The sequence below is a fragment of the Streptomyces roseochromogenus subsp. oscitans DS 12.976 genome, from assembly GCF_000497445.1.
GTDB classification, from domain to species: domain Bacteria; phylum Actinomycetota; class Actinomycetes; order Streptomycetales; family Streptomycetaceae; genus Streptomyces; species Streptomyces oscitans.
In genome coordinates this window covers 5,285,052-5,306,009 of the sequence record NZ_CM002285.1, presented here as the reverse complement: position 1 = coordinate 5,306,009, position 20,958 = coordinate 5,285,052, and the positions used below count along the sequence as shown (strand labels likewise).

The 20,958-nt window shown below is 71.0% G+C and carries 24 protein-coding genes; 11 read left to right on the top strand and 13 right to left on the bottom strand.

Annotated features, from left to right (window positions below):
- The coding region (locus tag M878_RS72720; RefSeq protein ID WP_023549493.1) for a serine/threonine-protein kinase at positions 1 to 871 on the bottom strand (871 nt) is incomplete at its 3' end.
- Positions 872 to 1,092: 221 nt separating this feature from the next.
- A complete protein-coding gene (kbpA, locus tag M878_RS72715; RefSeq protein ID WP_031225534.1) occupies positions 1,093 to 1,794 on the bottom strand; it encodes an AfsK-binding protein KbpA in 702 nt (233 codons plus the stop codon).
- A gap of 254 nt (positions 1,795 to 2,048) precedes the next feature.
- Between kbpA and M878_RS72710 the strand changes: the two genes are divergently transcribed.
- Positions 2,049 to 2,696: a TetR family transcriptional regulator gene (locus M878_RS72710; RefSeq protein ID WP_245238177.1), complete on the top strand. Its 648-nt coding sequence runs from the start codon at positions 2,049 to 2,051 to the stop codon at positions 2,694 to 2,696.
- 115 nt (positions 2,697 to 2,811) lie between these two features.
- Here M878_RS72710 and M878_RS72705 read toward each other — a convergent pair whose 3' ends face one another.
- Entirely contained in the window at positions 2,812 to 3,264 is a 453-nt protein-coding gene (locus M878_RS72705) for an Lrp/AsnC family transcriptional regulator (RefSeq protein WP_023549490.1), read from the bottom strand.
- 82 nt (positions 3,265 to 3,346) lie between these two features.
- Between M878_RS72705 and M878_RS72700 the strand changes: the two genes are divergently transcribed.
- Both M878_RS72700 and M878_RS72695 read left to right on the top strand, forming a co-directional pair.
- Entirely contained in the window at positions 3,347 to 3,967 is a 621-nt protein-coding gene (locus M878_RS72700) for a LysE family translocator (RefSeq protein WP_023549489.1), read from the top strand.
- A gap of 81 nt (positions 3,968 to 4,048) precedes the next feature.
- Complete coding sequence (locus M878_RS72695) at positions 4,049 to 4,333, top strand: hypothetical protein (protein WP_023549488.1); 285 nt, start codon at positions 4,049 to 4,051, stop codon at positions 4,331 to 4,333.
- A gap of 53 nt (positions 4,334 to 4,386) precedes the next feature.
- Here M878_RS72695 and tgmC read toward each other — a convergent pair whose 3' ends face one another.
- The 4 genes from tgmC to M878_RS72675 form a co-directional block, all read right to left on the bottom strand.
- A complete protein-coding gene (gene tgmC, locus M878_RS72690) occupies positions 4,387 to 5,511 on the bottom strand; it encodes an ATP-grasp peptide maturase system methyltransferase (protein WP_023549487.1) in 1,125 nt (374 codons plus the stop codon).
- A complete protein-coding gene (gene tgmB / locus M878_RS72685; RefSeq protein ID WP_023549486.1) occupies positions 5,508 to 6,476 on the bottom strand; it encodes an ATP-grasp ribosomal peptide maturase in 969 nt (322 codons plus the stop codon). The genes tgmC and tgmB overlap by 4 nt, the downstream gene beginning before the upstream one ends.
- Entirely contained in the window at positions 6,476 to 6,739 is a 264-nt protein-coding gene (locus M878_RS72680; RefSeq protein WP_023549485.1) for a putative ATP-grasp-modified RiPP, read from the bottom strand. Before M878_RS72680 ends, tgmB begins: the two co-directional genes overlap by 1 nt.
- Positions 6,740 to 7,166: 427 nt before the next feature.
- Positions 7,167 to 7,598 carry an ATP-binding protein gene (locus M878_RS72675; protein ID WP_031225533.1) on the bottom strand — a complete coding sequence of 144 codons (432 nt, stop codon included), beginning with the start codon at positions 7,596 to 7,598 and terminating at the stop codon, positions 7,167 to 7,169.
- A gap of 320 nt (positions 7,599 to 7,918) precedes the next feature.
- On the opposite strand from M878_RS72675, the gene M878_RS72670 reads away from it, so the two are divergent.
- Positions 7,919 to 9,097 carry an NsdA family TPR-like regulatory protein gene (locus tag M878_RS72670; protein WP_245238176.1) on the top strand — a complete coding sequence of 393 codons (1,179 nt, stop codon included), beginning with the start codon at positions 7,919 to 7,921 and terminating at the stop codon, positions 9,095 to 9,097.
- Entirely contained in the window at positions 9,094 to 9,615 is a 522-nt protein-coding gene (locus M878_RS72665; protein ID WP_023549482.1) for an NUDIX domain-containing protein, read from the top strand. The genes M878_RS72670 and M878_RS72665 overlap by 4 nt, the downstream gene beginning before the upstream one ends.
- A gap of 31 nt (positions 9,616 to 9,646) precedes the next feature.
- On the opposite strand, the gene M878_RS72660 is transcribed toward M878_RS72665, so the two are convergent.
- The 3 genes from M878_RS72660 to M878_RS72650 form a co-directional block, all read right to left on the bottom strand.
- Complete coding sequence (locus M878_RS72660) at positions 9,647 to 10,177, bottom strand: secondary thiamine-phosphate synthase enzyme YjbQ (protein WP_023549481.1); 531 nt, start codon at positions 10,175 to 10,177, stop codon at positions 9,647 to 9,649.
- A gap of 115 nt (positions 10,178 to 10,292) precedes the next feature.
- Positions 10,293 to 10,775: a nitroreductase family deazaflavin-dependent oxidoreductase gene (locus M878_RS72655; RefSeq protein WP_023549480.1), complete on the bottom strand. Its 483-nt coding sequence runs from the start codon at positions 10,773 to 10,775 to the stop codon at positions 10,293 to 10,295.
- Positions 10,775 to 12,118, bottom strand: coding sequence for an acyl-CoA dehydrogenase family protein (locus tag M878_RS72650; RefSeq protein ID WP_023549479.1), 1,344 nt, complete (start codon positions 12,116 to 12,118; stop codon positions 10,775 to 10,777). The genes M878_RS72655 and M878_RS72650 overlap by 1 nt, the downstream gene beginning before the upstream one ends.
- Before the next feature lie 75 nt (positions 12,119 to 12,193).
- Here M878_RS72650 and M878_RS72645 point away from each other — a divergent pair, with 75 nt between their 5' ends.
- From M878_RS72645 to M878_RS72640, 3 genes are all read left to right on the top strand, one after another.
- The gene (locus tag M878_RS72645) at positions 12,194 to 13,366 is read left to right on the top strand and encodes a thiolase C-terminal domain-containing protein (RefSeq protein WP_023549478.1); all 1,173 of its coding nucleotides are present in this window, start codon (positions 12,194 to 12,196) and stop codon (positions 13,364 to 13,366) included.
- Positions 13,367 to 13,449: 83 nt separating this feature from the next.
- A complete protein-coding gene (locus tag M878_RS48560; protein ID WP_031225530.1) occupies positions 13,450 to 13,875 on the top strand; it encodes a pyridoxamine 5'-phosphate oxidase family protein in 426 nt (141 codons plus the stop codon).
- 97 nt (positions 13,876 to 13,972) lie between these two features.
- Complete coding sequence (locus tag M878_RS72640) at positions 13,973 to 14,638, top strand: pyridoxine/pyridoxamine 5'-phosphate oxidase (RefSeq protein WP_023549476.1); 666 nt, start codon at positions 13,973 to 13,975, stop codon at positions 14,636 to 14,638.
- Between the two features lie 66 nt (positions 14,639 to 14,704).
- Here M878_RS72640 and M878_RS72635 read toward each other — a convergent pair whose 3' ends face one another.
- From M878_RS72635 to M878_RS72625, 3 genes are read right to left on the bottom strand one after another with little or no spacing between them, the layout of a single operon-like run.
- Complete coding sequence (locus M878_RS72635; protein WP_023549475.1) at positions 14,705 to 15,571, bottom strand: GNAT family N-acetyltransferase; 867 nt, start codon at positions 15,569 to 15,571, stop codon at positions 14,705 to 14,707.
- 16 nt (positions 15,572 to 15,587) lie between these two features.
- Entirely contained in the window at positions 15,588 to 15,983 is a 396-nt protein-coding gene (locus M878_RS72630; RefSeq protein ID WP_031225529.1) for a Zn-ribbon domain-containing OB-fold protein, read from the bottom strand.
- A complete protein-coding gene (locus M878_RS72625; RefSeq protein WP_023549473.1) occupies positions 15,983 to 16,432 on the bottom strand; it encodes a DoxX family membrane protein in 450 nt (149 codons plus the stop codon). Before M878_RS72625 ends, M878_RS72630 begins: the two co-directional genes overlap by 1 nt.
- A gap of 208 nt (positions 16,433 to 16,640) precedes the next feature.
- Here M878_RS72625 and M878_RS72620 point away from each other — a divergent pair, with 208 nt between their 5' ends.
- The 3 genes from M878_RS72620 to M878_RS72610 all read left to right on the top strand — a co-directional run bounded on the left by M878_RS72620 (position 16,641) and on the right by M878_RS72610 (position 20,955).
- Entirely contained in the window at positions 16,641 to 17,837 is a 1,197-nt protein-coding gene (locus M878_RS72620; protein ID WP_031225528.1) for a flavin-containing monooxygenase, read from the top strand.
- A 95-nt stretch (positions 17,838 to 17,932) separates the two neighbouring features.
- Positions 17,933 to 20,155 carry an acetate--CoA ligase family protein gene (locus M878_RS72615; protein ID WP_023549471.1) on the top strand — a complete coding sequence of 741 codons (2,223 nt, stop codon included), beginning with the start codon at positions 17,933 to 17,935 and terminating at the stop codon, positions 20,153 to 20,155.
- The gene (locus M878_RS72610; protein WP_023549470.1) at positions 20,152 to 20,955 is read left to right on the top strand and encodes an enoyl-CoA hydratase/isomerase family protein; all 804 of its coding nucleotides are present in this window, start codon (positions 20,152 to 20,154) and stop codon (positions 20,953 to 20,955) included. Before M878_RS72615 ends, M878_RS72610 begins: the two co-directional genes overlap by 4 nt.
- Positions 20,956 to 20,958: the final 3 nt, after the last annotated feature.

The following is a 20,958-nucleotide window of genomic DNA, read 5'->3' as shown; positions in this document are numbered from 1 at the left end:
GGGCGACGGCCTTCTCGGGCAGCCAGGCGGAGGCGGTGCCGCTGTCGTCCGAGCCGGAGCCGAAGAGATGGGGCGCCAGCTGGGCCTGGAGGTCGGCAGGGGTGGGCCGGGCGGAGGCCTCCATCTGCATACAGACCTCGATGAGCGGGCGCAGCTCGTCGGGCAGGCCGGTGAGGTCGGGGCCCTCGCGCAGCAGCATGAAGACCGTCTCGACCGGGTTGGCGCCGTGGAAGGGCGGGTGGCCGGTGGCCGCGAAGACCAGCATGGAGCCGAGCGAGAAGACATCGCTGGCGCCGGTGACGCTGCGGGAGTCCTTGGCCTGCTCGGGGGACATGTAGGCGGGGGTGCCGACGGCGACGTTCGTCATGGTCAGGCGGGTGTTCGAGACGCCGGAGGCGATACCGAAGTCGATCACCCGGGGGCCGTCCTCGACCACGAGCACGTTGGACGGCTTGAGGTCACGGTGGACCAGCCCCGCGCCGTGGATGGACTGGAGGGCTTCCGCGACTCCCGCGGCGAGCCAGCGCACGGCCTGGGCCGGGAGCGGCCCGCAGTCGTTCACTATCTCCTCGAGGGAGGGCGCGGGGACGTACGCGGTCGCGAGCCACGGCACGGCGGCGCGCGGGTCGGCGTCGACCACGGCGGCCGTGTAGAAGCCGGAGACCGCGCGGGCCGCCTCCACCTCACGGGTGAAGCGGACCCGGAACAGCTGGTCCTCGGCCAGCTCGGTGCGCACCGTCTTGATCGCCACGCGCCGGCCGGACGCCGAGCGCGCGAGATAGACCAGCCCCATGCCGCCGGCGCCCAGCCGCCCCAGCACCTCGAACGGCCCGATCCGCCGCGGATCGTGCTGCGTCAGCTGATCCACCACTTGCCTGCCACCTCCCCGTACGAGCCGCGCCACCCATCTATGTACGCGGCCGAAGTGCAGCGTCTCACCACCGCACCGCCATGGCGGCACGCACCCCGATTCTTCCTGGCCGGGCGCCCGGTTGCGAACCCGGTGATGATCGGGGTGTCTCATAGCTAAACCACCCAAACCAGACGAATCACCGTTGGGTCGCCGCCGAGTCATCGGCGGATCGGCACCGCTCAGCGCTGCAGCAGTGCGAAAGACGCCCCCTGATTGTCGGTGACGACGGCCACTCGTCCGTACGACGTCTCGAAGGGTGGCGCCTGTACCCGGCCGCCCAGCCGCTGTACGGCCCCCAGGGCGCCGTCGAGGTCGGCGACCCGGAAGTGGGCGAGGAAGTGCGGGGGCATCTCGGCCGGGAAGACGTCGGTGACGTCGGCCCGGCCGAAGTCGGGCCGGGCGCCCTCGCCGAACAGGGCTTCATGGAAGAGACCGCCGTAGAAGGCGTTGGCGGTGGCCGTGTCCCGGGTGTAGAGCTGGGCCCAGACGAAGGTGCCGGGCTCGTGCCGGCGCCCGAAGCCGCGGTGGCTGCCGGCCTGCCACAGCCCGAACACCGCACCCTCCGGGTCGGTGGCGAGGGCGGCGACCCCGAGATCGCCCACCGGGAACGGGGCCATGACCACCCGACCGCCGGTCGCGGTGATCCGCCGGCCGAGGGCCTCGGCGTCCGGGGTGGCGAAGGAGACCGTCCAGACGGTGGGCATACGGCCGTCCGTCTTGGGCGCCAGCGAGGCGACGTGGGCCCCGCCCAGCAGGGCCCACACCGAGGAGCCGTACGCGTCCTCGAAGGACCACCCGAAGAGCTCGCCGTAGAACCGCTTGCCCGCCTCGACGTCGGCCAGCTGGGCGTCCACCCAGCAGGGCACACCTTCGCCGTACACCTCCTCCCCCTCTACGACCACTTCCCCCTCAAACACCTCTTCAGCCCCTATAGCCTCTTCTGCCTCTTCCATATCTTCTGCGCCTTCTGCGCCTTCCGCGGATTCGTTCGCGGATGCCCTGTTTTCGGCCATGCCGCCAAAGTAACCGGGCCACGCGCACCGCGCAGACCAGGCACACCACCCTCAGAGCACCCATGCACCCCATTTGCACTCGGCCGAATCGCGCTCCGATCACCCCTCGGTAAGCTGACGGCATGACAGGACAAGTGCGTACCGTCGACGGCCGCGTGGCCGGCCGGCGTGGGCAGGCGACCCGGCAGAAGCTGCTCGACTGCCTCAGCGAGATGCTCAGCTCCTCCCCCTACCGGGACGTCAAGGTCATCGATGTCGCCCGGAAGGCGGGAACTTCACCCGCGACCTTCTACCAGTACTTCCCAGACGTCGAAGGCGCCGTCCTGGAGATCGCCGAGCGCATGGCATCCGAGGGCGCCGGATTGACCGAACTGCTCGAAGGCAGGTCCTGGGCCGGGAAATCGGGATGGCAGACCGCCCAGGAACTGGTCGACGGCTTCCTGGAGTTCTGGCGCAAGAACGACGCGATCCTCAGGGTCGTCGACCTCGGCGCGGCCGAGGGAGACAAACGGTTCTACAAGATCCGTATGAAGATCCTGAACTCGGTGAACAACTCCCTGGCGGACGCCATCGCCCAATTGCAGGCCAAGGGCAGGGTCGACAAGGACGTGAACCCGGCGGCGGTGGCCGGCTCGCTGGTCGCGATGCTCGCGGCGGTGGCGGCGCACCAGAAGGGCTTCCAGTCCTGGGGTGTGAAGCAGGCCGAACTTAAGCCGAATCTGGCGCTGTTGGTGCACCTGGGAGTGACCGGGAAGAAGCCGGCCAAGTAACAGACGCTCGGCCCCTTCCCGGCGCTCCATCCCCCAAGTCCTGTCTGGCAGGCGGTGGTTCACCCGCGTGAGCGGCAGAGCCACCGCCTGCGCTGCTATGTACTCCCATGCGCTGTCACGCGGGCAGCGGCCGATCCCGTACGACGTGTTTCATCACCAGCGTCGAGGTCAGCCGCTGCACTCCCGGCAGGGTCGCGAGCCGCTCGTCGTACAGCCGCTGGAAGGCCGCGAGGTCGGCGGTGGCGATCCGGAGCAGATAGTCGGGCTCGCCGAACAGCCGCTGGGCGTCGAGGACGTACTCCAGCTCGCCGACGGCCCGCTCGAACTCGGCGACCGTGTCCCGGTCCTCCTGCCGCATGGACACGAAGACCAGCGCCTCGAAGTTCAGCCCGAGCGCGGCCGCGTCCACGACCGCCCGGTATCCCTGGATGGCCCCGGAGCGCTCCAGCTCACGCAGCCGCCGATGGCAGGGCGAGACGCTGAGCCGCACACGAGCGGCCAGCTCGGTCACGGTCAGCCGCCCGTCCTGCTGCAGCTCGGCAAGGATTTTTCTATCCACGTCATCCATGGAGAAGATCTTCCCCTGCCATGCCCCGTTATGGGCAAACTTCAGGAACACTTTCGGGCCATTCACGCCTAATGTCCCCAGCATGGACTCGGGACTGCTCTTCTCCTTCCTCGCTGTGGACCTGCTGCTGGTGTGTGTGCCGGGCGCCGACTGGGCGTACGTCATCGCGACCGCCCTGCGCGGCCGCTCGGTGCCCCGCGCGGTGGCCGGTCTGGTCTCCGGCTACGCCCTGCACACGGCCCTCGCGACAGCGGGCCTGGCGGTCCTGGTCGCAGGCTCCCCCAAACTGCTGACGGCCCTGACGGTGGCGGGGGCGGGATATCTCCTCTGGCTCGGCTGGGGCGTCCTGCGCCGCCCTGCCGTCCCGGGAGCGGACGAGGAGACCTCAGGTACGGACGGACGGCACTTCCTGCGCGGCGCCACGATCAGCGGCCTGAACCCCAAGGGCCTGCTGCTCTACCTCTCCGTCCTCCCCCAGTTCCTCACCCTCAAGGGCACCCACCTGCCCATACCCGCCCAGACGGCAACCCTGGGCCTGCTCCACATGGCGTGCTGCGCGGCGGTGTACCTCAGCGTCGGCGCCCTGTCCCGCGTCCTGCTGGCGGCCCGCCCGGCGGCGGCCCGCGCGGTCACCCGCACCTCGGGCGCGGCGATGCTCGGAATCGGCGCGTTCCTGCTGGTGGAGCGCCTGGCGACGCTGTAGCCAGGCGGACAATCCTTTCCTGGCCCGCGCACGTATCACTAGGTGAGCCCTGGAAGGTCAGCCCTGAAAGGAGAGACCGTCATGACGCTCCTGAAGCGTGCCGCGCTCGCCGTCGCCTCCGCCGCGCTGGTGGCCGGCACCGCGGGCATCGCCGCCGCCCCCGCCTTCGCAAGCGGCGGCCAGCCGAACCAGTCCTGCGAGGACCAGCCCTCTCGCCCCGGACAGGCCGAGGCCGCACCCGGCTCCGCCTTCAACCCCAACGGCACGGCCGGCACCCACTACGCGGGCCAACAGCCCCAGAACTCCGGCAATGCCCACTCGGTCTCGCAGTACGACGTGGCCTGCACCCAGGTCTCGTCGCACTGACCGGGGACCGACCGAGGGAGAAACCTGTGTTACGGGCTCCCTGCTGGTAGTGCTCAGCCGGGCAGGTCCCAGGAGGGACCGTCAGGGGTGCCGATCCATACCCGCTGGGTGTTGTCGGTCTCCACGGTCATGCCGAAGTCGGACTGTGAAGGTGAGCCTGCACTCCGCCACGTGGTCAGGGCGTCTTCCACCTGGTCCCAGAGGTTGAGAGGGCCGTGCTGGTGCACGGTCCACCCGTCGGCGGCGGGTTCCGTCCATGCCTGGGATCCGGTGGCGACGTCGACGAGGATCACTCCGTCTCCGGTGGCCATGAGTTCGGCCGAGGGCGCGGCGAGTTGCGCGAGGAAGTGACCGGTCCAGTCGTCCAGGAGGGCCGGGTCCACGCGAGTGGCGCGGGTGTGGCCCGGGTGCTGGTGGAACGTGGGGCGGGGCGGTCGCTCGTGGGGGCGGGCGAGCATGTAGCCGATCTGGTCGTCGGCGAAGCGGCCGGTGGCGGTCCCGTCCTCGTTCATGGTGAGGCGGATGAGGCCTGAGGCGAGCATCCATCCGCCGATGGTGGTGGTGATGGTGCCACCGTCGCGGATCTGGTAGAGCCAGGCCGGGGGAATATGGCGGACGGCGCAGGTGGCCACGATGTGATCGTATTCGGCACCGCCCTTGTAGCCGGCGAGTCCGTCTCCGGTGATGAGGATGGGGTGGTGTCCGGCGGCGTGGATGCGGTCTGCGGCGAGAGCGGCCAGGTGGGGGTCGTACTCGATGGAGTACACCGCCTTGTCGCCGAGGCGGTGACACAGGATGGTGGTGGAGTAGCCGCTGCCGGTGCCGATCTCCAGCACCTTGTCCCCCTCGCGGATGCCTGCGAGGTCAAGCATGCGCACGATCAGGGACGGCAGTGTGCTGGACGAGGTGGGGCGACCGGTCAGAGGGCCAGGGGCGTCGGTCGCGGCGATGCCGTCGATCTGGGTGACCCAGGTGGTGTCCTGGTAGACGAGGCTCAGCCATTCGTCGTCGCCGAGCTGTTCGCGGTGGACGGGTTCCCACCCGGCGGTGGAGGGCCGGAAAACGGCCTCACCGAGGAAGAGTTCGCGCGGAACCGCGGAGAGGGCCCGTCGCCATACGGGATCGTCCACGTGGATGGCGCCGGCGAGTTCACGGCGCAGGGCGGCTGCGGTGGTCATGCGCTTCCTTCGCGGTGCTGGAGCTGATCGGCGATGGCGTGGGTGATCGGGGTGGTGATGTGGTCGGGAAACCAGGCCCATTGGCCGTTGGGGTTGCACTCATACCAGTGCCAGCCCCCGTCAGGGGCCAGGCCGAAGTCGAAGGCGCCGAAGACGAGGCCGAAGGCGTCGAGGTAGGCGCGTACGCCGTTGGCGATCTCCGGGGGGACTGGCACCGGCGAGTAGGTGAGCGCGTCGTAGTGGCGGCGCCAGTCCACGCCTGGTGAGCCGTCGATACGGACAGCGGTGAGGTGGTCGCCGACGGCGGTGAGCCGGATGTCGGCCGTCTTGCTGACCCGCTGCTGGAAGAGATGGGCGGTGTGCCGGATCCTGGAGTCGATCTGGTCGGGGGTGACGTCCTCGATCCACACGGTCAGGGAGCGCCCGGTGTCGTCGGTGCACTCGGTCTCCCTGAGCGGTTTGTAGATCACCGGCCCGTGGTTCGTGATGAAGTCCCGTGCCTGGATGGAGTCGTTGGTGATCAGGGTCGGGGGGACGGTGAAGCCGCAGCGGGCGGCGGTGGCGAGTTGTGCAGGCTTGTACTCTGCATCGCGGTTGCGCCAAGGATGGTTGACGTAGTGGGTGTCGGGGAGGGCGGCAAGGATGCCGCCGAGCCCGTAACGGGCCTCTTCGACCGCCCAACGGGCGGCCTGCGCTTCCAGGGCGAGGTCGGCGGTGTAGGGAGTGGGCCGCCGCCAGTACACCGAGCGGACGTTCCCCACGTCGAGGGTGCGGGACGCGGTGACGAGGGTGCCTCCGGGTCCGGTGCCGCCGAAGGTACAGGACAGGGTGATCTCGCGGGGGAAGTCGCCGGGGTCCAGGCGGACCACTGGTACACGGCGCCGGTTCAGTTCGGTGATCACTTCATCCGCGGTCACGTCGTCCAGGCGCGTGACGACGAGGACGGGCGGCCCACCCGCGGCCATCAGTCAGAGTCTCCCTGCTGGTCGCTGCCCTGGTCCGGGGTACCGTCCAGGCTGGTCTTCGTGCTCGTCTCCTGCGAGGTCTCCGACCTCTTGTGCCTGGCCCCCACAGGGATGGGCGCGCCGTCGGGGTCGACCCAGGTGACGATCTGCGTGTGCAGGTCGAGGACGGGCTGGGCGGCGGGCAGGACAGCCGCAGCGGGGTAGGCCCGCATGCGTCCGAGGCCCCAGGGCTTGACCTGATCCAGTGACGCCAAGGGCTGCATGAGTCTCCTCGTCTCTCAGTTGATCCAACAGTGGCAGCCGCCGTCCGGGGTTCCAGACGGCGAGAGGGGCCCGGGACCGACAGGGACAGTGCGGCCCATGGGCCAACCCGCCCGGGTGGGCGGATGGTTTGCGTGCCCACAGGCGGGGGCCGTCGGGGGCACACGGCTCGGATTCACTCCCCGCCCCGAGGCGGTCAGGGGGTGGTGTGCTGTGCGCGGCGGCATGCGGGTCTGTGAGGTCGGTCCGGTGCGGCGAAGGTCGTTGCATCCGGCTCCGCGCCCGGAGCCGAGTGCACGGCCAGCTCGGGCTTCGCGCGGATGCCGGTAGACAACATCGACACCACCAGCCCGAGCCCGGCGGCGACAGCGCCCAGGAGTCCAGCTCCGGCGACCACGCCATCGAACGACGGCATCCGGTGGCGGCCGGTCACCGGCCGTCCTCCACCTTCACCACGATCTCGGCCCACATTCGTTTCCCCCAGGGCAGGAGGTCGCTGCCCCATCGGTCGGAGAGCGCATCAACAATGAGCAGGCCGCGGCCGGAGACGTCCTCCACGGCCGCCTGCCGGAGTTCTGCCAGGCAGCGTGACCTGTCGACGACGGACACCCGTACCCGGTCGGTGCAGGGGCGCTCGACCTTCACGCGGATCGAGCAGCTGCGCCCATGTTTGAGGGCGTTGGTTGCGATCTCGGAGATAAGGAGTTCGGCCGTGTTGGCGGCTTCGTCGGAGAGGTTCCACGCGGCGCATGCGGTGCGGGCGAGGCGCCGGATTTCCGGGACGGCGGCTGCCTCGGAGCTCAACGTCACGTTGTAGCCGGGGTGGTCATTAACATGCGGCTGTACGGTTGCCATGGTCATCGTCAACGCCTTGGTCGGGGCGGAGGGGACCCCCCGCCGTCGTGCCTCGGGGAGAGACCTGCGGCAGGGCGGCCAGCAGGGAGGTGTCCACGGGTGCGTTTCCCTGGCGGCTGACAGACAGTCAACGACTCTGGGGACGGGCGGGGAGACTCCACAAGGTGACTCCAACCCGGAGTCACCCAGGGCCGTTGGGCATAGCATCGACTCGCCGCTACTCGTGGGAGTCGCAGATGAACCAGCAGTCACCGCCGGACCCACGCGCGATCACGGCTGGGCTACTCAGTGATGAGCGACTGCTCCGCGCCTGCGCCGAGCGGGACATGGGTGCCGTCTTCCGCATGCTCAACGGGAGAGGCGTAAGCACCCGGCGGATCGCTGCGGCCGTCGACATCACGCAGGGTCGGCTGTACGAGTACATGAACGGCAAGAGTCGGGTGGAAAGGCTAACGGTGTTCGAGCAGATCGCCGACGCCTTTCACATCCCCGGTCACCTGCTCGGGCTGGCGCGCCGGTCTTGGGAGCCGCCGCCGGCGAATGCCGAACATCAGCGGGCGGCCGATCATCCGCCGGATGGTGACGACTTGGAGGCGGTGGAGCATTTCCGCAGCGCGGACCGGCTGGCCGGCGGCGGCCGGTTGTACGGAGCGGTCGTGCGGCACCTCAGTGATCGGGTGGCGCCGCGCCTGGTCGACCTGCGCAGCGGGCCGCAGGTCTTCGCGGCAGCGGCAGCGCTCACGGAGATGGCCGGATGGATGGCCCACGACTCCGGGCACGACGACCGCGCCGCAGCGCACTTCGCCCGCGCCCTTCCTCTGGCCCGCGCCTCCGGTGACCTTTCGCTGGCCGCACACATCGCCGCCAGCAGCAGCCACCTCGCGCTGGAGACTGGCGACGCGACCGGGGCCGCGGGCTGGGCCCGGACCGGGCTCGCCCTCGCCGAACAGGGGCCACGAATTCCAGAGCTGGGCGCCCGGTTACACACCAGGCAGGCCCGCGCCCTGGCCGCCGCAGAGCAGCACACTCCGGCCGCCCGTGCACTCGAAGCTGCCCGGCGGGACCTGGACGGCGCATCCGACGCCGGACACCCGTGGTTGAGCCCGTTTGACGGCGCCGCCCTGGCCAGCGAGTCAGCGCTGATTCTGCGCGACTTGGAGCAGTACGACCAGGCGCTGACGCAGGCCGAACAAGCTGTCGCGCTGCGGGAGGCGGGCCGGGTCCGGTCACTCGCCCTGAGCCGGATCACGCTGGTGGACATCCACGTGCGCCGTGGCGATCTGGACGCCGCGGTGATCACCGGTCACGGCCTACTGAGTACCAGCCCGACCCTCGGGTCTGTCCGGGTCATGCAGCAACTCGATGAGTTACGGCGACTGTTGGTGTCGCATAAGGCATATCAGCCGGTACGTGAGTACCTGGTGAGGTTCGACGATGCGCGCAGGGCCAGAATGCTGCTGCTGGCCGATCTGATCCCGCTGTCACCGGGAGGCACCCCATCGTGAGGCCCACCGCTCCCGACCCCGCCGACACCGACGCCTGGAACGCCTATCTGGCCGAGGGCAACGCCAAGCAGGCCCGTAAGCGCGTCGCGGCTGACATACTGCTGCGCGATCCGGCGGGGCGTGTGCTCCTGGTGAACCCCACCTACAAGCCCGGCTGGGACCTGCCCGGCGGGATGGCTGAGGCGAACGAGTCACCAGAGGACACGGTGAGGCGCGAGCTGATCGAGGAACTCGGCCTACGGGTGACCGTACGCGGGCTGCTGGTGGTGGACTGGGTGGCGCCGCACGGCCCTTGGGACGATCAGATCGCCTTCGTTTTCGACGGCGGAACCCTGTCCCAGGACCAGGCCGACCTGCTGCGCCCCAGGGACGGGGAGCTGGCCGAGGCCGCGTTCGTCGCGCCCGACGAGGCCGGCGGCCGGCTCGGCGAGCGCATCCGGCGCCGCTATACAGCGGCGATGACGGCACTCACCTCCGGTCGAACGCTCTATCTCCACAACGGCGTGGTCCTTGACTGACCCACTGGACAGGCCCGCGACCGAGGTTGGGTCAGGCAGGGTGGCTCAGGTCGTCGTTGACGCGGACGAGGAGTTCACGGGTGCGGGGGCCGTCGTGTTCCGCCAGCATGATCGCCTGCCACTGCCCGAGGTAGAGCGCACCCTTGGTGACGGGGACGTGCAGTTCGGGGTGGGTGGCGATCACGGCGCGCAGGTGGGCGTGGCCGTTGTCCCGCTCGCCGTGCAGGGCCCGTTCTTCGGGGGTGCGGTCCTTGTCGTGGCGGTAGGGGTGGCGGCCGCTGTGCGGGAGGAGGCGTTCGAGGGCCTGGCCGGTATCGGTCTCCAGGCCGGCGTCGAGTTCGTTGACGAGCAGCCCGCAGGTGGTGTGCCCGCAGTACACGTGCACTGTCCCCTCGGTCACATCGGCCTCGGACACGAGCCGGTGCAGTTGCCCGGTCAGGTCCACCGTGCTCTCGGGGCCGTTGGTGGTCACCTTCAGCCGGGCCGTGAGCATGAGGCGGCTGCCCGGAGGCATGACCTGCCGGGAAATTACATCGATGCCGGCATCTGACACGGTGGTCATGAAGCCTCCAAAGCGACGGGGTTCGGGTCTCCTCCGTCCAGGTTGGATGCCGTCACGCTCACCGTCGCGGGCAATGGTCCGAACAGGTGAACCCCCATGACCCGTCGGACACACCTCAGCCGTCCTCGCGCGTCAGCCGGAAGACCCGGATCTCCCGGTCCACCCGCGCCTGGTACGTGGCGTACGGCGGCCAGAACGACAGGAGTGCCGTCCAGGCGGCGGACCGTTCCTGCCCCTCCAGCAGCCGGGCCGTGACGGGGATGTCCCGCCCCTTCCAGCTGATCGAGGCGTCCGGGTGGGTGAGGAGGTTGCGGGTCCAGGCTGGATGGCCCGTGCGGCCGAAGTTGGAGCCGACCAGGATCCAGCTCTTGCCGTCCTCCTCCGGCATGCAGGCCAGCGGGGTCCGGCGGGGCAGGCCGCTGCGGGCGCCGGTGGAGGTGAGGAGCACGCCGGGGAGCATCTGGGTGCTGAGCAGGAAACGGCCCCGGGTCAGCCGGTGCACGGTCCGGTCGAGTGCCGGGACCACATGCGGGGCGACCTTCGCGAAGGCGCGGGTGGATGACATCCGCTGCACGAGGCGGACCCCGAGGCCGGCCATCAGACGGCCACCTCGCCGCCCGCGAAGAGACCGGCAACCTCGGCGGCCCGGTCCCGCAACCGGTGCACCGGCCCGAACAGCAGCTCGTCCCCGGCCGCCCGCTTGAAGTACAGATGCGCGTCGTGCTCCCAGGTGAACCCGATCCCACCGTGCAGCTGAATCCCCTCGGCAGCGGCTCCCCGCAACGCCTCCAGCCCCTGGGCAAGCGCCAGCCCACCGGCCCCTCGCGCCTCCAGCCCCGGGGAGAACGCCTCCCCGCCGGACGCCGACGGCGAGAATGCCCCGCCGGGGCCACCCGCACCCGACGACGGAAGTAGTGCGGATGGTGCAGGTGGGAACGGCTCGGACGGCGAAGGCGAAGCCGAGGCGGAACCGGCCCCCACCCCAACCGCCCACGCCGCGTAATACGCCGCCGACCGCGCCGCCCGCACCCCCACATACACGTCGGCCAGCCGATGCTTCACCGCCTGGAAGGAACCGACAGGCCGCCCGAACTGCTCGCGCTGCCCGACGTACTCCACCGTCCGCTCCAGCACGCGCTCGGCCGCCCCGACGGCCTCACAGGCGAGCACGGCGGCGACCGACTCCCCCAGAGCGGCCAGCGCCGACAGCACAGCCTCGCCCTCCACCCCCTCCTCACCGAGCAACTCAGCCCGTACATCCCGGAGTTGGACCCGCCCCTGCGGCCGGGTGGCGTCGAGCGCGGTCTGTCGGGTCCGTACGACACCGGGCGCATCCCCCGCCACCAGGAACAGCCGGGTCCGGGACCGGGCGAAGCCGCCGGTGTGCGCGGCGACGAGCAGCAGTCCCGCGCTGTGCCCGTCCAGCACCTGGTCGACCTGCCCGTACAGCTGCCAGTCACCGTCGGCGCGCCGGGCCTGGACCCCGCCGGCGCGTCCGCCACCGGCCGCGAACCCGGCATTTGCGCAGGTCAGAGCCAGGGCAGTAGCGAGGCTCGGACCGGGGACGGCAAGCGCGGCGGTGAGGGCGCCGGCGGCCAGCCCGGGCAGCAGTTCGGCGCGCTGCGCCTCCGTCCCGAGGGCCAGGATCAGCGGCGCGGTGAGGACGGACGTGGCGAGCAGGGGGGAAGGGGCGAGAGAGCGGCCGGTCTCCTCGCAGGCCAGGGCAAGTTCGGTGGCCGAGCAGCCGACACCGCCGTACCGCTCGGGCAGGGCGAGCCCCGGCAGGCCGAGCTGGTCGGCGAGGGCGGTCCACAGAAGGGGGTCGTGTCCGGCCGGGCTGTCGACGGCGGTCCGCAGCTCCGCCGGGCCGCACCGCTTGTGCAGCAGCTCGCGCAGGGTGCGGCGGATCTCGTCCTGCTCGGCGGTGAGGCGCGTGTCCATGGCCTTCCCTCCATATCTGACGATGCGTCATATTAGGAGAGACACAACGATATGCACAGGGGGAGGAGCCCTCTCATGAGCCGCCGAAGCCGGAAGGTCGCCGTGGTCGGCGTGGCCCTCTCCGACTGCGGACGCGTCGACGACGCCACCGCCTACACCCTGCACGCGCAGGCGGCCCGCCGCGCCCTCGCGGACGCCGGTCTCGACCGCGCCCTGGTCGACGGCTTCGCCTCGGCGGGGCTCGGCACGCTGGCCCCGGTGGAAGTGGCCGAGTATCTGGGCCTGCGCCCCACCTGGGTGGACTCCACCTCGGTCGGCGGCTCGACCTGGGAGGTCATGGCGGCGCACGCGGCGGACGCGATCGCGGCGGGGCACGCGGGCGCCGTCCTCCTCGTCTACGGCTCCACCGCCCGCGCCGACATCAAGGCGGGCAGGAGGACCGGCGACCTGTCCTTCGGCGCCCGCGGACCCCTCCAGTTCGAGGTCCCCTACGGCCACACCCTGATCGCCAAGTACGCGATGGCCGCCCGCCGGCACATGATCGAGCACGGTACGGCCATCGAGCAGCTGGCGGAGGTGGCAGTCCAGGCCAGGGCCAACGCGGCGCTGAACCCGGAGGCGATGTTCCGCGACCCGATCACCGTCGACGACGTCCTCACCGGGCCGGTGATCGCCGACCCCTTCACCAAGCTGCACTGCTGTCTGCGCTCGGACGGCGGCGCGGCGGTCCTGCTGGCGGCCGAGGAGTACGTACGGGACTGCCGTACGACCCCCGTCTGGATCCTCGGCACCGGCGAGCACGTCTCGCACGCGGCGATGTCCGAGTGGTCCGACTTCACCGTGTCCCCGGCGGCGGTGAGCGGCCGCCTCGCCTTCGACAGGGCAGGCGTGCGCCCGGCCGAGATCGACTTCGCCGAGATCTACGACGCCTTCACCTATATGACCCTGGTGACCCTGGAGGACCTGGGCTTCTGCGGGAAGGGCGAGGGCGGGGCGTTCGTGGAGAAGGGCCGGCTGCTGGTGCGGGGCGGGGACCTGCCGGTGAACACGGACGGGGGTGGGCTGTCGGCCCAGCACCCGGGCATGCGGGGGCTGTTCCTGCTGGTCGAGGCGGTGCGGCAGCTGCGCGGGGAGGCCGGGGAGCGGCAGGTGCGGCGGCGGGACGGAGACGTGCCACGGCTGGCCGTGGCGTCCGGGACCGGAGGTTGGTTCTGTTCGTCCGGGACGGTGGTGCTCGGCCGGAACTGATCGGCCGGGGAGCCGTACGGGAAGACGGCTCGTACCGGCCGGTGTTGTCGCCGGGCACGGACGAGCCGCAGGAGGAGACCGAGATGGCGCTGACCCGCGAAGAGCGAGAGGCGTTCCTGGCCGAGCCGCACATCGCCGCCCTGGCGGTGGACGCGGGCCCTGGGCGCGCACCGCTGGCCGTGCCGATCTGGTACTGGTACGAGCCCGGCGGCGACGTGTGGATCATGACGGGGCGGGAGTCCCGCAAGTACGCCCTGATCAGCGCGGCGGGCCGGTTCACGCTGATGGTCGAGCGGGTGGAGCCGACGATCAGGTACGTGTCCGTGGAGGGCCCGGTCGTGAAGACGGCTCCGGCGACGTTCGACGGGCTGCGGGAGATCTCGGCGCGCTATCTGCCGGCCGAGAAGGTGGACGGCTACGTCGACTTCGCCTGGAAGAACCACGGGGAGCAGGTGGTGGTCCACATGCGTCCCGAGAGGTGGGTGTCGTCGGATCTCGGCCAGGTCTGAGCGTGCGGGGGCAGGTGTGAACATGCGAGGCCGGATGTGAGTGCGGTGCGTGCGAGGCCAGATGTGAGCCTGCGGGGGCGGATGTGACCATGGAGACATGGGAACTGATCTCCCGGCGCTGCTGAGGTCGCTGCGGGTGTGGGACGCGGAGACGACGACGCTGCCCGCCTTCGACCCGGACACCTCCCCGCCGACCCCGCTGGCCCTGTTCACGAGCTGGTTCGCGGACGCGGTGGCGGCCGGGCAGCCGGAGCCGCACACCATGTCGCTGGCCACGGTGGACGAGGAGGGGAAGCCGGACGTACGGATCGTGATGCTGCACGGCGCCGACGCGGACGGCTGGTCCTTCGCCACGCACGCCACGAGCCGCAAGGGCCGGGCCCTGATCGCCCACCCGTACGCGGCCCTGGCCTTCTACTGGCCGGCGCTGGGCCGCCAGGTACGGATGCGCGGACCGGTGACATCCGCGCCCTCCGAGGAGAGCCAGGCGGATCTGCACGCCCGTTCCACGGGTGCCCTGGCCGCCGCGCTCACCGGCCGGCAGAGCGAGGAGCTGTCCTCGCTGGACGAGCTGCGGCGGGTATCACAGGCCGCCTGGGAGCGGGCCCGCGAACACCCCGCCGAGCCGTCCCCGACCTGGACCCTGTACCGGTTGCGCCCGCATACGGTGGAGTTCTTCCAGGGCGACCCGGACCGGCGGCACGTACGCCTGGAGTACCGGAGCACGGAGTTCGGCTGGAGCCGGGGCTTGCTGTGGCCGTGAGCCGACGGTCCCGCCGGACGAGCCCGGTCACTCGAAGGCGTGGCAGTCCCTTTCTCCGCACCCACCTCACCCCTCCGCGGCCCCGAAGCGCCACACCGTGAAGTCCGCCACCGGCCGGTAGCCGATCCGCTGGTACAGGCCGTTGCTCGTCGGGTTGGCGAGGTCGGTGAAGAGGACCACCTCCGAGGCGCCCTTCTCGCGTGCGGCCCGGCTCGCCTGAGCCGTGGCCGCGCCCGCGTAGCCGCGGCCGCGCAGCCCGGCCGGGGTGTAGACGGGGGCGATGCGGACCTGGCCGGCGACCACCGGGGTGGCCGCGGCCATGGAGACGGGCGTGCCGTCGGCCTCCTCCCAGAGGGTCACGCCACCGTGGGCGAGGCGGACTTCGGCCCACTCGGCCGGGTCGAGCCCGACGCCGAGTCCGACGTCTTCGTTGAAGTCGAGATACCAGCGCTCCAGCAGCTCGCGGTCCGCGGCGACCGCGCTCCGCGCCCGGCCCCGCGGCGCAGGCTCAGGGGCGGTCAACTCGACGAGCCCGTAAAGGCGTTGCCGCTGGTGGACCGTACCCGCCGTACCGGTGAGCCGCTGCCAGGCCGTCGCGAAGGCCTCCGCCGTCTCCCGCGGGCCGGAGACCCCGGACGTCGGGCGGCCCAGCTCCGTGAGCCGGACCGCCAGGGCCTCGGCCTCCGGTGGGGCGAGCGGGCCGACGTGGACGGGGAAGGGCGGGGTGTGGAGCAGGGCCGCGCGGACCGTGCCGTCGTCCAGGACGCCGAAGAGCGGGGCCTCGGCGCCGTAGAGGTGCGGTCCACGGCGGCGCAGCGCGTCCGTCACGGTCAACGTCACCGTGTGCAGGGCCGGTTGGGAGCGCAGGAAGTCGCCCGCGTGGGAGAGGAACGCGTCGAGGTCTTCGGTGAGGTGCCAGTTCTCTGGGCGCATACGCCCAGGATCGGGCTCAGCGGCCGGGCTCGAACACCGGTTTTCCGTCCCGGAACGTCACCCGCAGGGCCATCCCGGCCCTCAGGGATCCCTCCGCGCAGTTCACGACCTCCGTCATCATCCGCGGCCCCTCCGCCAGATCGACCACCGCGGCCACATAGGGCGCACGGTCCCCGAAGGGCGGAAGATCGTTGCGGTGCACGGTGGACCAGGTGTAGAGCGCGGCCAGGCCGCTCGCCTCCTCCCAGGTCACCTGCTCGCTCCAGCAGTGCGGGCAGAACTCGCGGGGGTAGTGGTGGGCCCGGCCGCAGGCCCCGCAGCGGCGGATCAGCAGCAGGCCCCGCGCGGCCGCCTCCCAGTAGGGACGCGTGAAGGCGTCGGGCTCGGGGACGTCGTACCGTACCGCCCCCATCAGGACCACCCCAGCCAGGCGTCCAGCGACCAGGTCTGCCAGGACATGCCGAAGAAGCCGACCAGCGAGATCAGCGCCATCATCGAGTTCTGACCCTGCTCCGCCCAGTCGTGGATCATCAGAACGAAGTAGATCGCGTTCAGCAGCAGGCCGCCCAGCAGCGCGACCGGGGTCAGGAAGCCGAGGATCAGGCCGAGGCCGAGGGAGAGTTCGGCGTAGGCGACGAGGTACGCCATCAACCTGGGATGCGGCTTCACCATCGACTCGAAGCCGGTGCGCACCGGCGCCCAGCGGTGCTTCTCGGCGACCCCCGCCGCCCAGGCGATGCCGCTGCCGCGCTCGAACCAGGCCTTCTTGTCCTTGTGCCGCCAGCTCTCCAGCCACCACAGACCGAGGCCGATCCGCAGCGCCGCCAGCCATTCCGCGCCGTCGAGCCATATGGAGTCCATAGATCTGACGGTACGTCAGATACGAGGGATTGCCGAGCCTCCCGGCAGGGGTCAGCGGTATCCGTCGGGGAAGTAGTGCGCACTTTCGCCTTATCCACGTGGGCTACGTCACTTGCAGCGCATACTTCTCCACACGCGTGATCAATCCGCAACCAATTCCGGTCTTGACCGAGACCCATCAACCGGATGTGTGATTACGCTCCGGAACATGGCCGTCTCTCGCTGTGCCTCCGTGCATCTCACCGCCACGCCCGCCGACCGCCCGGTCTACGTCATAGGCGCCGGTCCGGGCGGTCTGGCCGCCGCGTACGCGCTGCGGGCACGGGGCATACGGGCCGTGGTGCTGGAGAAGGCCGACCGTCTCGGCACCTCCTGGCGCGGCCACTACGACCGCCTGCGGCTGCACACCACCCGGCGGCTGTCCGCCCTGCCGGGTCTCAAGATCCCCCGCAGGTTCGGGCGCTGGGTCTCCCGGGACAACGTGGTGCGCTATCTGGAGAGGTACGCCGAGCACCACGAGCTGGAGATCGTCACCGGCGTGGAGGTCTTCCGTGTCGAGCGCGCCGAGGACGGCGACGGCTGGCTGCTGCACGCCTCCGGCGGGCGCGAGCTGACCGGCAGCGCGGTGGTCGTCGCCACCGGCTACAACCACACCCCGCGCGTCCCCGACTGGCCGGGCCTCGCGGATTACGGCGGGGAGTTCCTGCACGCCGGTCACTACCGCGACGCCGAGCCGTACACCGGCCGGGACGTCCTGGTCGTCGGGGCCGGCAACACCGGCGCCGAGATCGCCGTGGACCTGGTGGAGGGCGGGGCCGCACGGGTGCGGCTGGCCGTCCGCACCGTCCCGCACCTCGTGCGCCGTTCGACACTCGGCTGGCCCGCACAGTACTCGGGTGTGCTGGTACGACGGCTGCCGGTGCGCCTCGTGGACCGGCTGTGCCGGATGCAGGCGAAGGTCGCCGTGCCGGACCTGTCCGTCCAGGGACTGCCCCGCCCGGACACCGGCCTGTACAGCAGGGTCCTGGAGGGCGCCGTACCGGTGCAGGACGTCGGCCTGATCGACGCCGTACGCAAGGGGAAGGTGGAGGTCGTGGCCGCCGTCGAGTCCTTCGAGGACGGGAACCCCGGAAAGGTCGTCCTCGCCGACGGCAGCCGTATCGAGCCGGACGCCGTGATCGCGGCGACGGGGTATGTGCGGGCGCTGGAGGGTCTGGTCGGGCATCTCGGGATACTGGACGACCGGGGCAGGCCGGTGGCGCACGGCGGCCGTACGTCCGCGGAGGCGCCCGGTCTGTACTTCACCGGTTTCACCAACCCGATCAGCGGAATGTTCCGGGAGATGGCGCTGGACGCCGGGAGAATCGCGAAGGCGACGGCAAGGCATCTGCGCACCCGTCAGTAACTTTGAACGTCCGACCAGTTCCTGACCTTGCGTCAGTTCAGTAATCTGACAGAGCGTCAGTTTACTTGTGCTGTCTCACAGGAGCGGGCGGACCGATGCTTGGATCAACCCACGGCACCCTCACCACCGACTCCCGCCGGGCCCGCGTGATCGCCTGCGGCGAGCAGCGGCCCGGACCTGTCGTCCATGACCAGGTCGACGACCTGGACGTCAGCGGGCGGCCGCTGTACGCGGACGTACCGGACCTGACCCGCTTCTTCCGGCCCGAGTCGGTCGCCGTGATCGGCGCCTCGGACGCGGAGGGACGGCCGAACACCGGGATCACCCGGCAACTGCTGGACTGGGCCGAGCGGGTCGGCGCGCGGGTGCACCCCGTGCATCCGGCCCGCCCGTCGGTCTTCGGCATCCCCTGTGCCGCCTCCGTCGCCGACCTGCCCTCCGGACAGATCGACCTGGCCGTACTGCTGGTGGCCGACCCGCTGCCGGTGATCGAGGAACTGGCGGACGCCAAGGTGAAGTTCGCGGTCGCCTTCGCCTCCGGATTCGCCGAGACCGGGGAGGCGGGCGCGGAGGCCCAGCGGCGGCTCGCGGAAGCCGTACGCCGCTCCGGTCTGCGCCTGCTCGGCCCGAACACCAACCTGAACGCCTTCGAGCGCTTCCGGGAGGACCTGGAAGGCCCGGCGATCGCCCTCATCACCCAGTCCGGCCACCAGGGCCGCCCGGTGTTCTCGCTCCAGGAGCTGGGCATCCGGCTCTCGCACTGGGCGCCCACCGGCAACGAGGCCGACCTGGAGACCGCCGACTTCCTCTCCTGGTTCACCGAGCAGCCCGAGGTCGGCGCCATCGCCTGTTACGTGGAGGGCCTGAAGGACGGCCGCGCCTTCCTGCTGGCCGCCGACCGCGCCGCCCGCCGCAAGGTCCCGGTGGTCGCGGTGAAGGTGGGCCGCACCGAGGCCGGTGCCCGTACGGCCGCCTCGCACACCGGCAAGCTGACCGGCGCCGACGACGTGGTGGACGCGGCGATGCGCCAGTTCGGGGTCGTACGGGTCGACGGTCTCGACGAACTCCAGGACACAGCCGCCCTGTTGGCCCGGGCGCGGGCTCCGCTCGCGGACGGGGTCGCGGTGTACTCGATCTCCGGCGGGACCGGCGCCCATGCCGCCGATCTCGCCACGGCGGCCGGGCTACGGCTGCCCCGCCTCTCCGAGGCCAGGCAGGCAGAGCTGCATCAGTGGATCCCCGAGTATCTGAGCGTGGCCAACCCGGTGGACAACGGCGGGCATCCGGTGGGCGACTGGCGCGGCCGCAAGATCCTGGACGCGCTTCTCGCCGACCCGTCGATAGGGGTCCTGATCTGCCCGATCACCGGCCCCTTCCCACCCCTCAGCGACAAGCTCGTGACGGACCTGGTCGCGGCGGCCGAGGAGACGGACAAGCTGGTGTGCGTGGTGTGGGGCTCACCGGTCGGCACGGAGCCGGCGTACCGCGAGACCCTGCTCGGCTCCTCCCGAGTGGCCACTTTCCGCACGGTGGGCAACTGCCTGACGGCGGTGCGCGCCTGGCTGGACCACCACACCTTCGTGACCGATTACCACTCCCCCTTCGACGAAGCCCCGCGCACCCCCTCCCCCTCCTTCCGCAAGGCGGAGGCCCTGATGCGCCCCGGCCAGCAGCTCAGCGAGCACGCGGCCAAACAACTGCTCCGCGCCTACGGCATCCGGGTCCCGCGCGAACAGCTGGTGACCAGCGCAGCAGCGGCCGTACGCGCCGCCGCCCAGGTCGGCTACCCGGTGGTGATGAAGGCCTCCGGCGCGCAGATCGCCCACAAGACCGAACTGGGCCTGGTGAAGATTGGGTTGACCTCCGCCAGCCAGGTCCGCGACGCCTACCGCGAGCTGATGGACATCGCCCGCTATGAGGGAGTCTCACTGGACGGGATCCTGGTGTGCCAGATGGTCGAACAGGGCGTGGAGATGGTCGTCGGCATGACGCACGACGACCTGTTCGGCCCGACGGTGACGGTCGGCCTCGGCGGAGTCCTGGTGGAGGTCCTGCACGACGCCGCCGTACGCGTCCCCCCGTTCGGCGAGGACCAGGCCCGCGCGATGCTCACCGAACTGCGCGGCCATGCCCTGCTGGACGGCGTCCGCGGCCGCCCGCCGGCCGACCGGGACGCCCTGGTGGAGGTCGTCCTGCGGGTCCAGCGCATGGCGCTGGAACTGGGCGAGTCTGTCGCCGAGTTGGACATCAACCCGCTGATGGTGCTGCCGCGGGGGCAGGGGGCGGTGGCGCTGGACGCCCTGGTGGTGTGCAAATGAACGATCTCCGGCGAAATGATCTCCGGCGGGAGGTCCGCGACCAGGCCCTCTATCTGACGCTGAACCGCCCGGATTCCCTCAACGCCCTCACTCCGGCCATGCGGGACGACCTCATCGCCCGCCTGACGGAGGCGTCGGAGGACCCGGACGTACGGGCGGTGGTCCTGACCGGCACGGGCCGCGGCTTCTGCGCGGGAGCGGACCTACGGAGCACCAGCACCAGCACAGGCAGACGGCTGCCCGGAGACGTGGCCCGCACCATCCGCCTCGGCGCCCAGCGCCTGATCGCGGCCGTCCTGGACTGCGAGAAGCCGGTGCTCGCCGTGGTGAACGGCACGGCGGCGGGCCTGGGTGCGCATCTGGCGTTCGCCTGCGACCTGGTCCTGGCCGCCGAGTCGGCCCGTTTCATCGAGGTGTTCGTACGGCGGGGCCTGGTACCGGACGCCGGCGGCGCCTACCTCCTCCCCCGCCTGCTGGGCCCCCACCGGGCGAAGGAGCTGATGTTCTTCGGCGACGCGCTCCCGGCGCCGGACGCGGAACGCCTGGGCCTGATCAACAGGGCCGTCCCGGACGATGAGTTGCAGAAAACGGCCCACGAATGGACAACCCGCCTGGCCTCCGCCCCCACTCGCGCCCTGGCCCTGACCAAGCACCTCGTGAACACCTCCCTCGACACGGACCGGCCCACCGCCTTCGCGGCGGAGGCCTGGGCCCAGGAGATCAACATGACGACGGAGGACGCGCGGGACGGACTGCGGGCGTTCGTGGAGCGGCGGGGGCCGGAGTTCCGGGGCCGGTGAAGG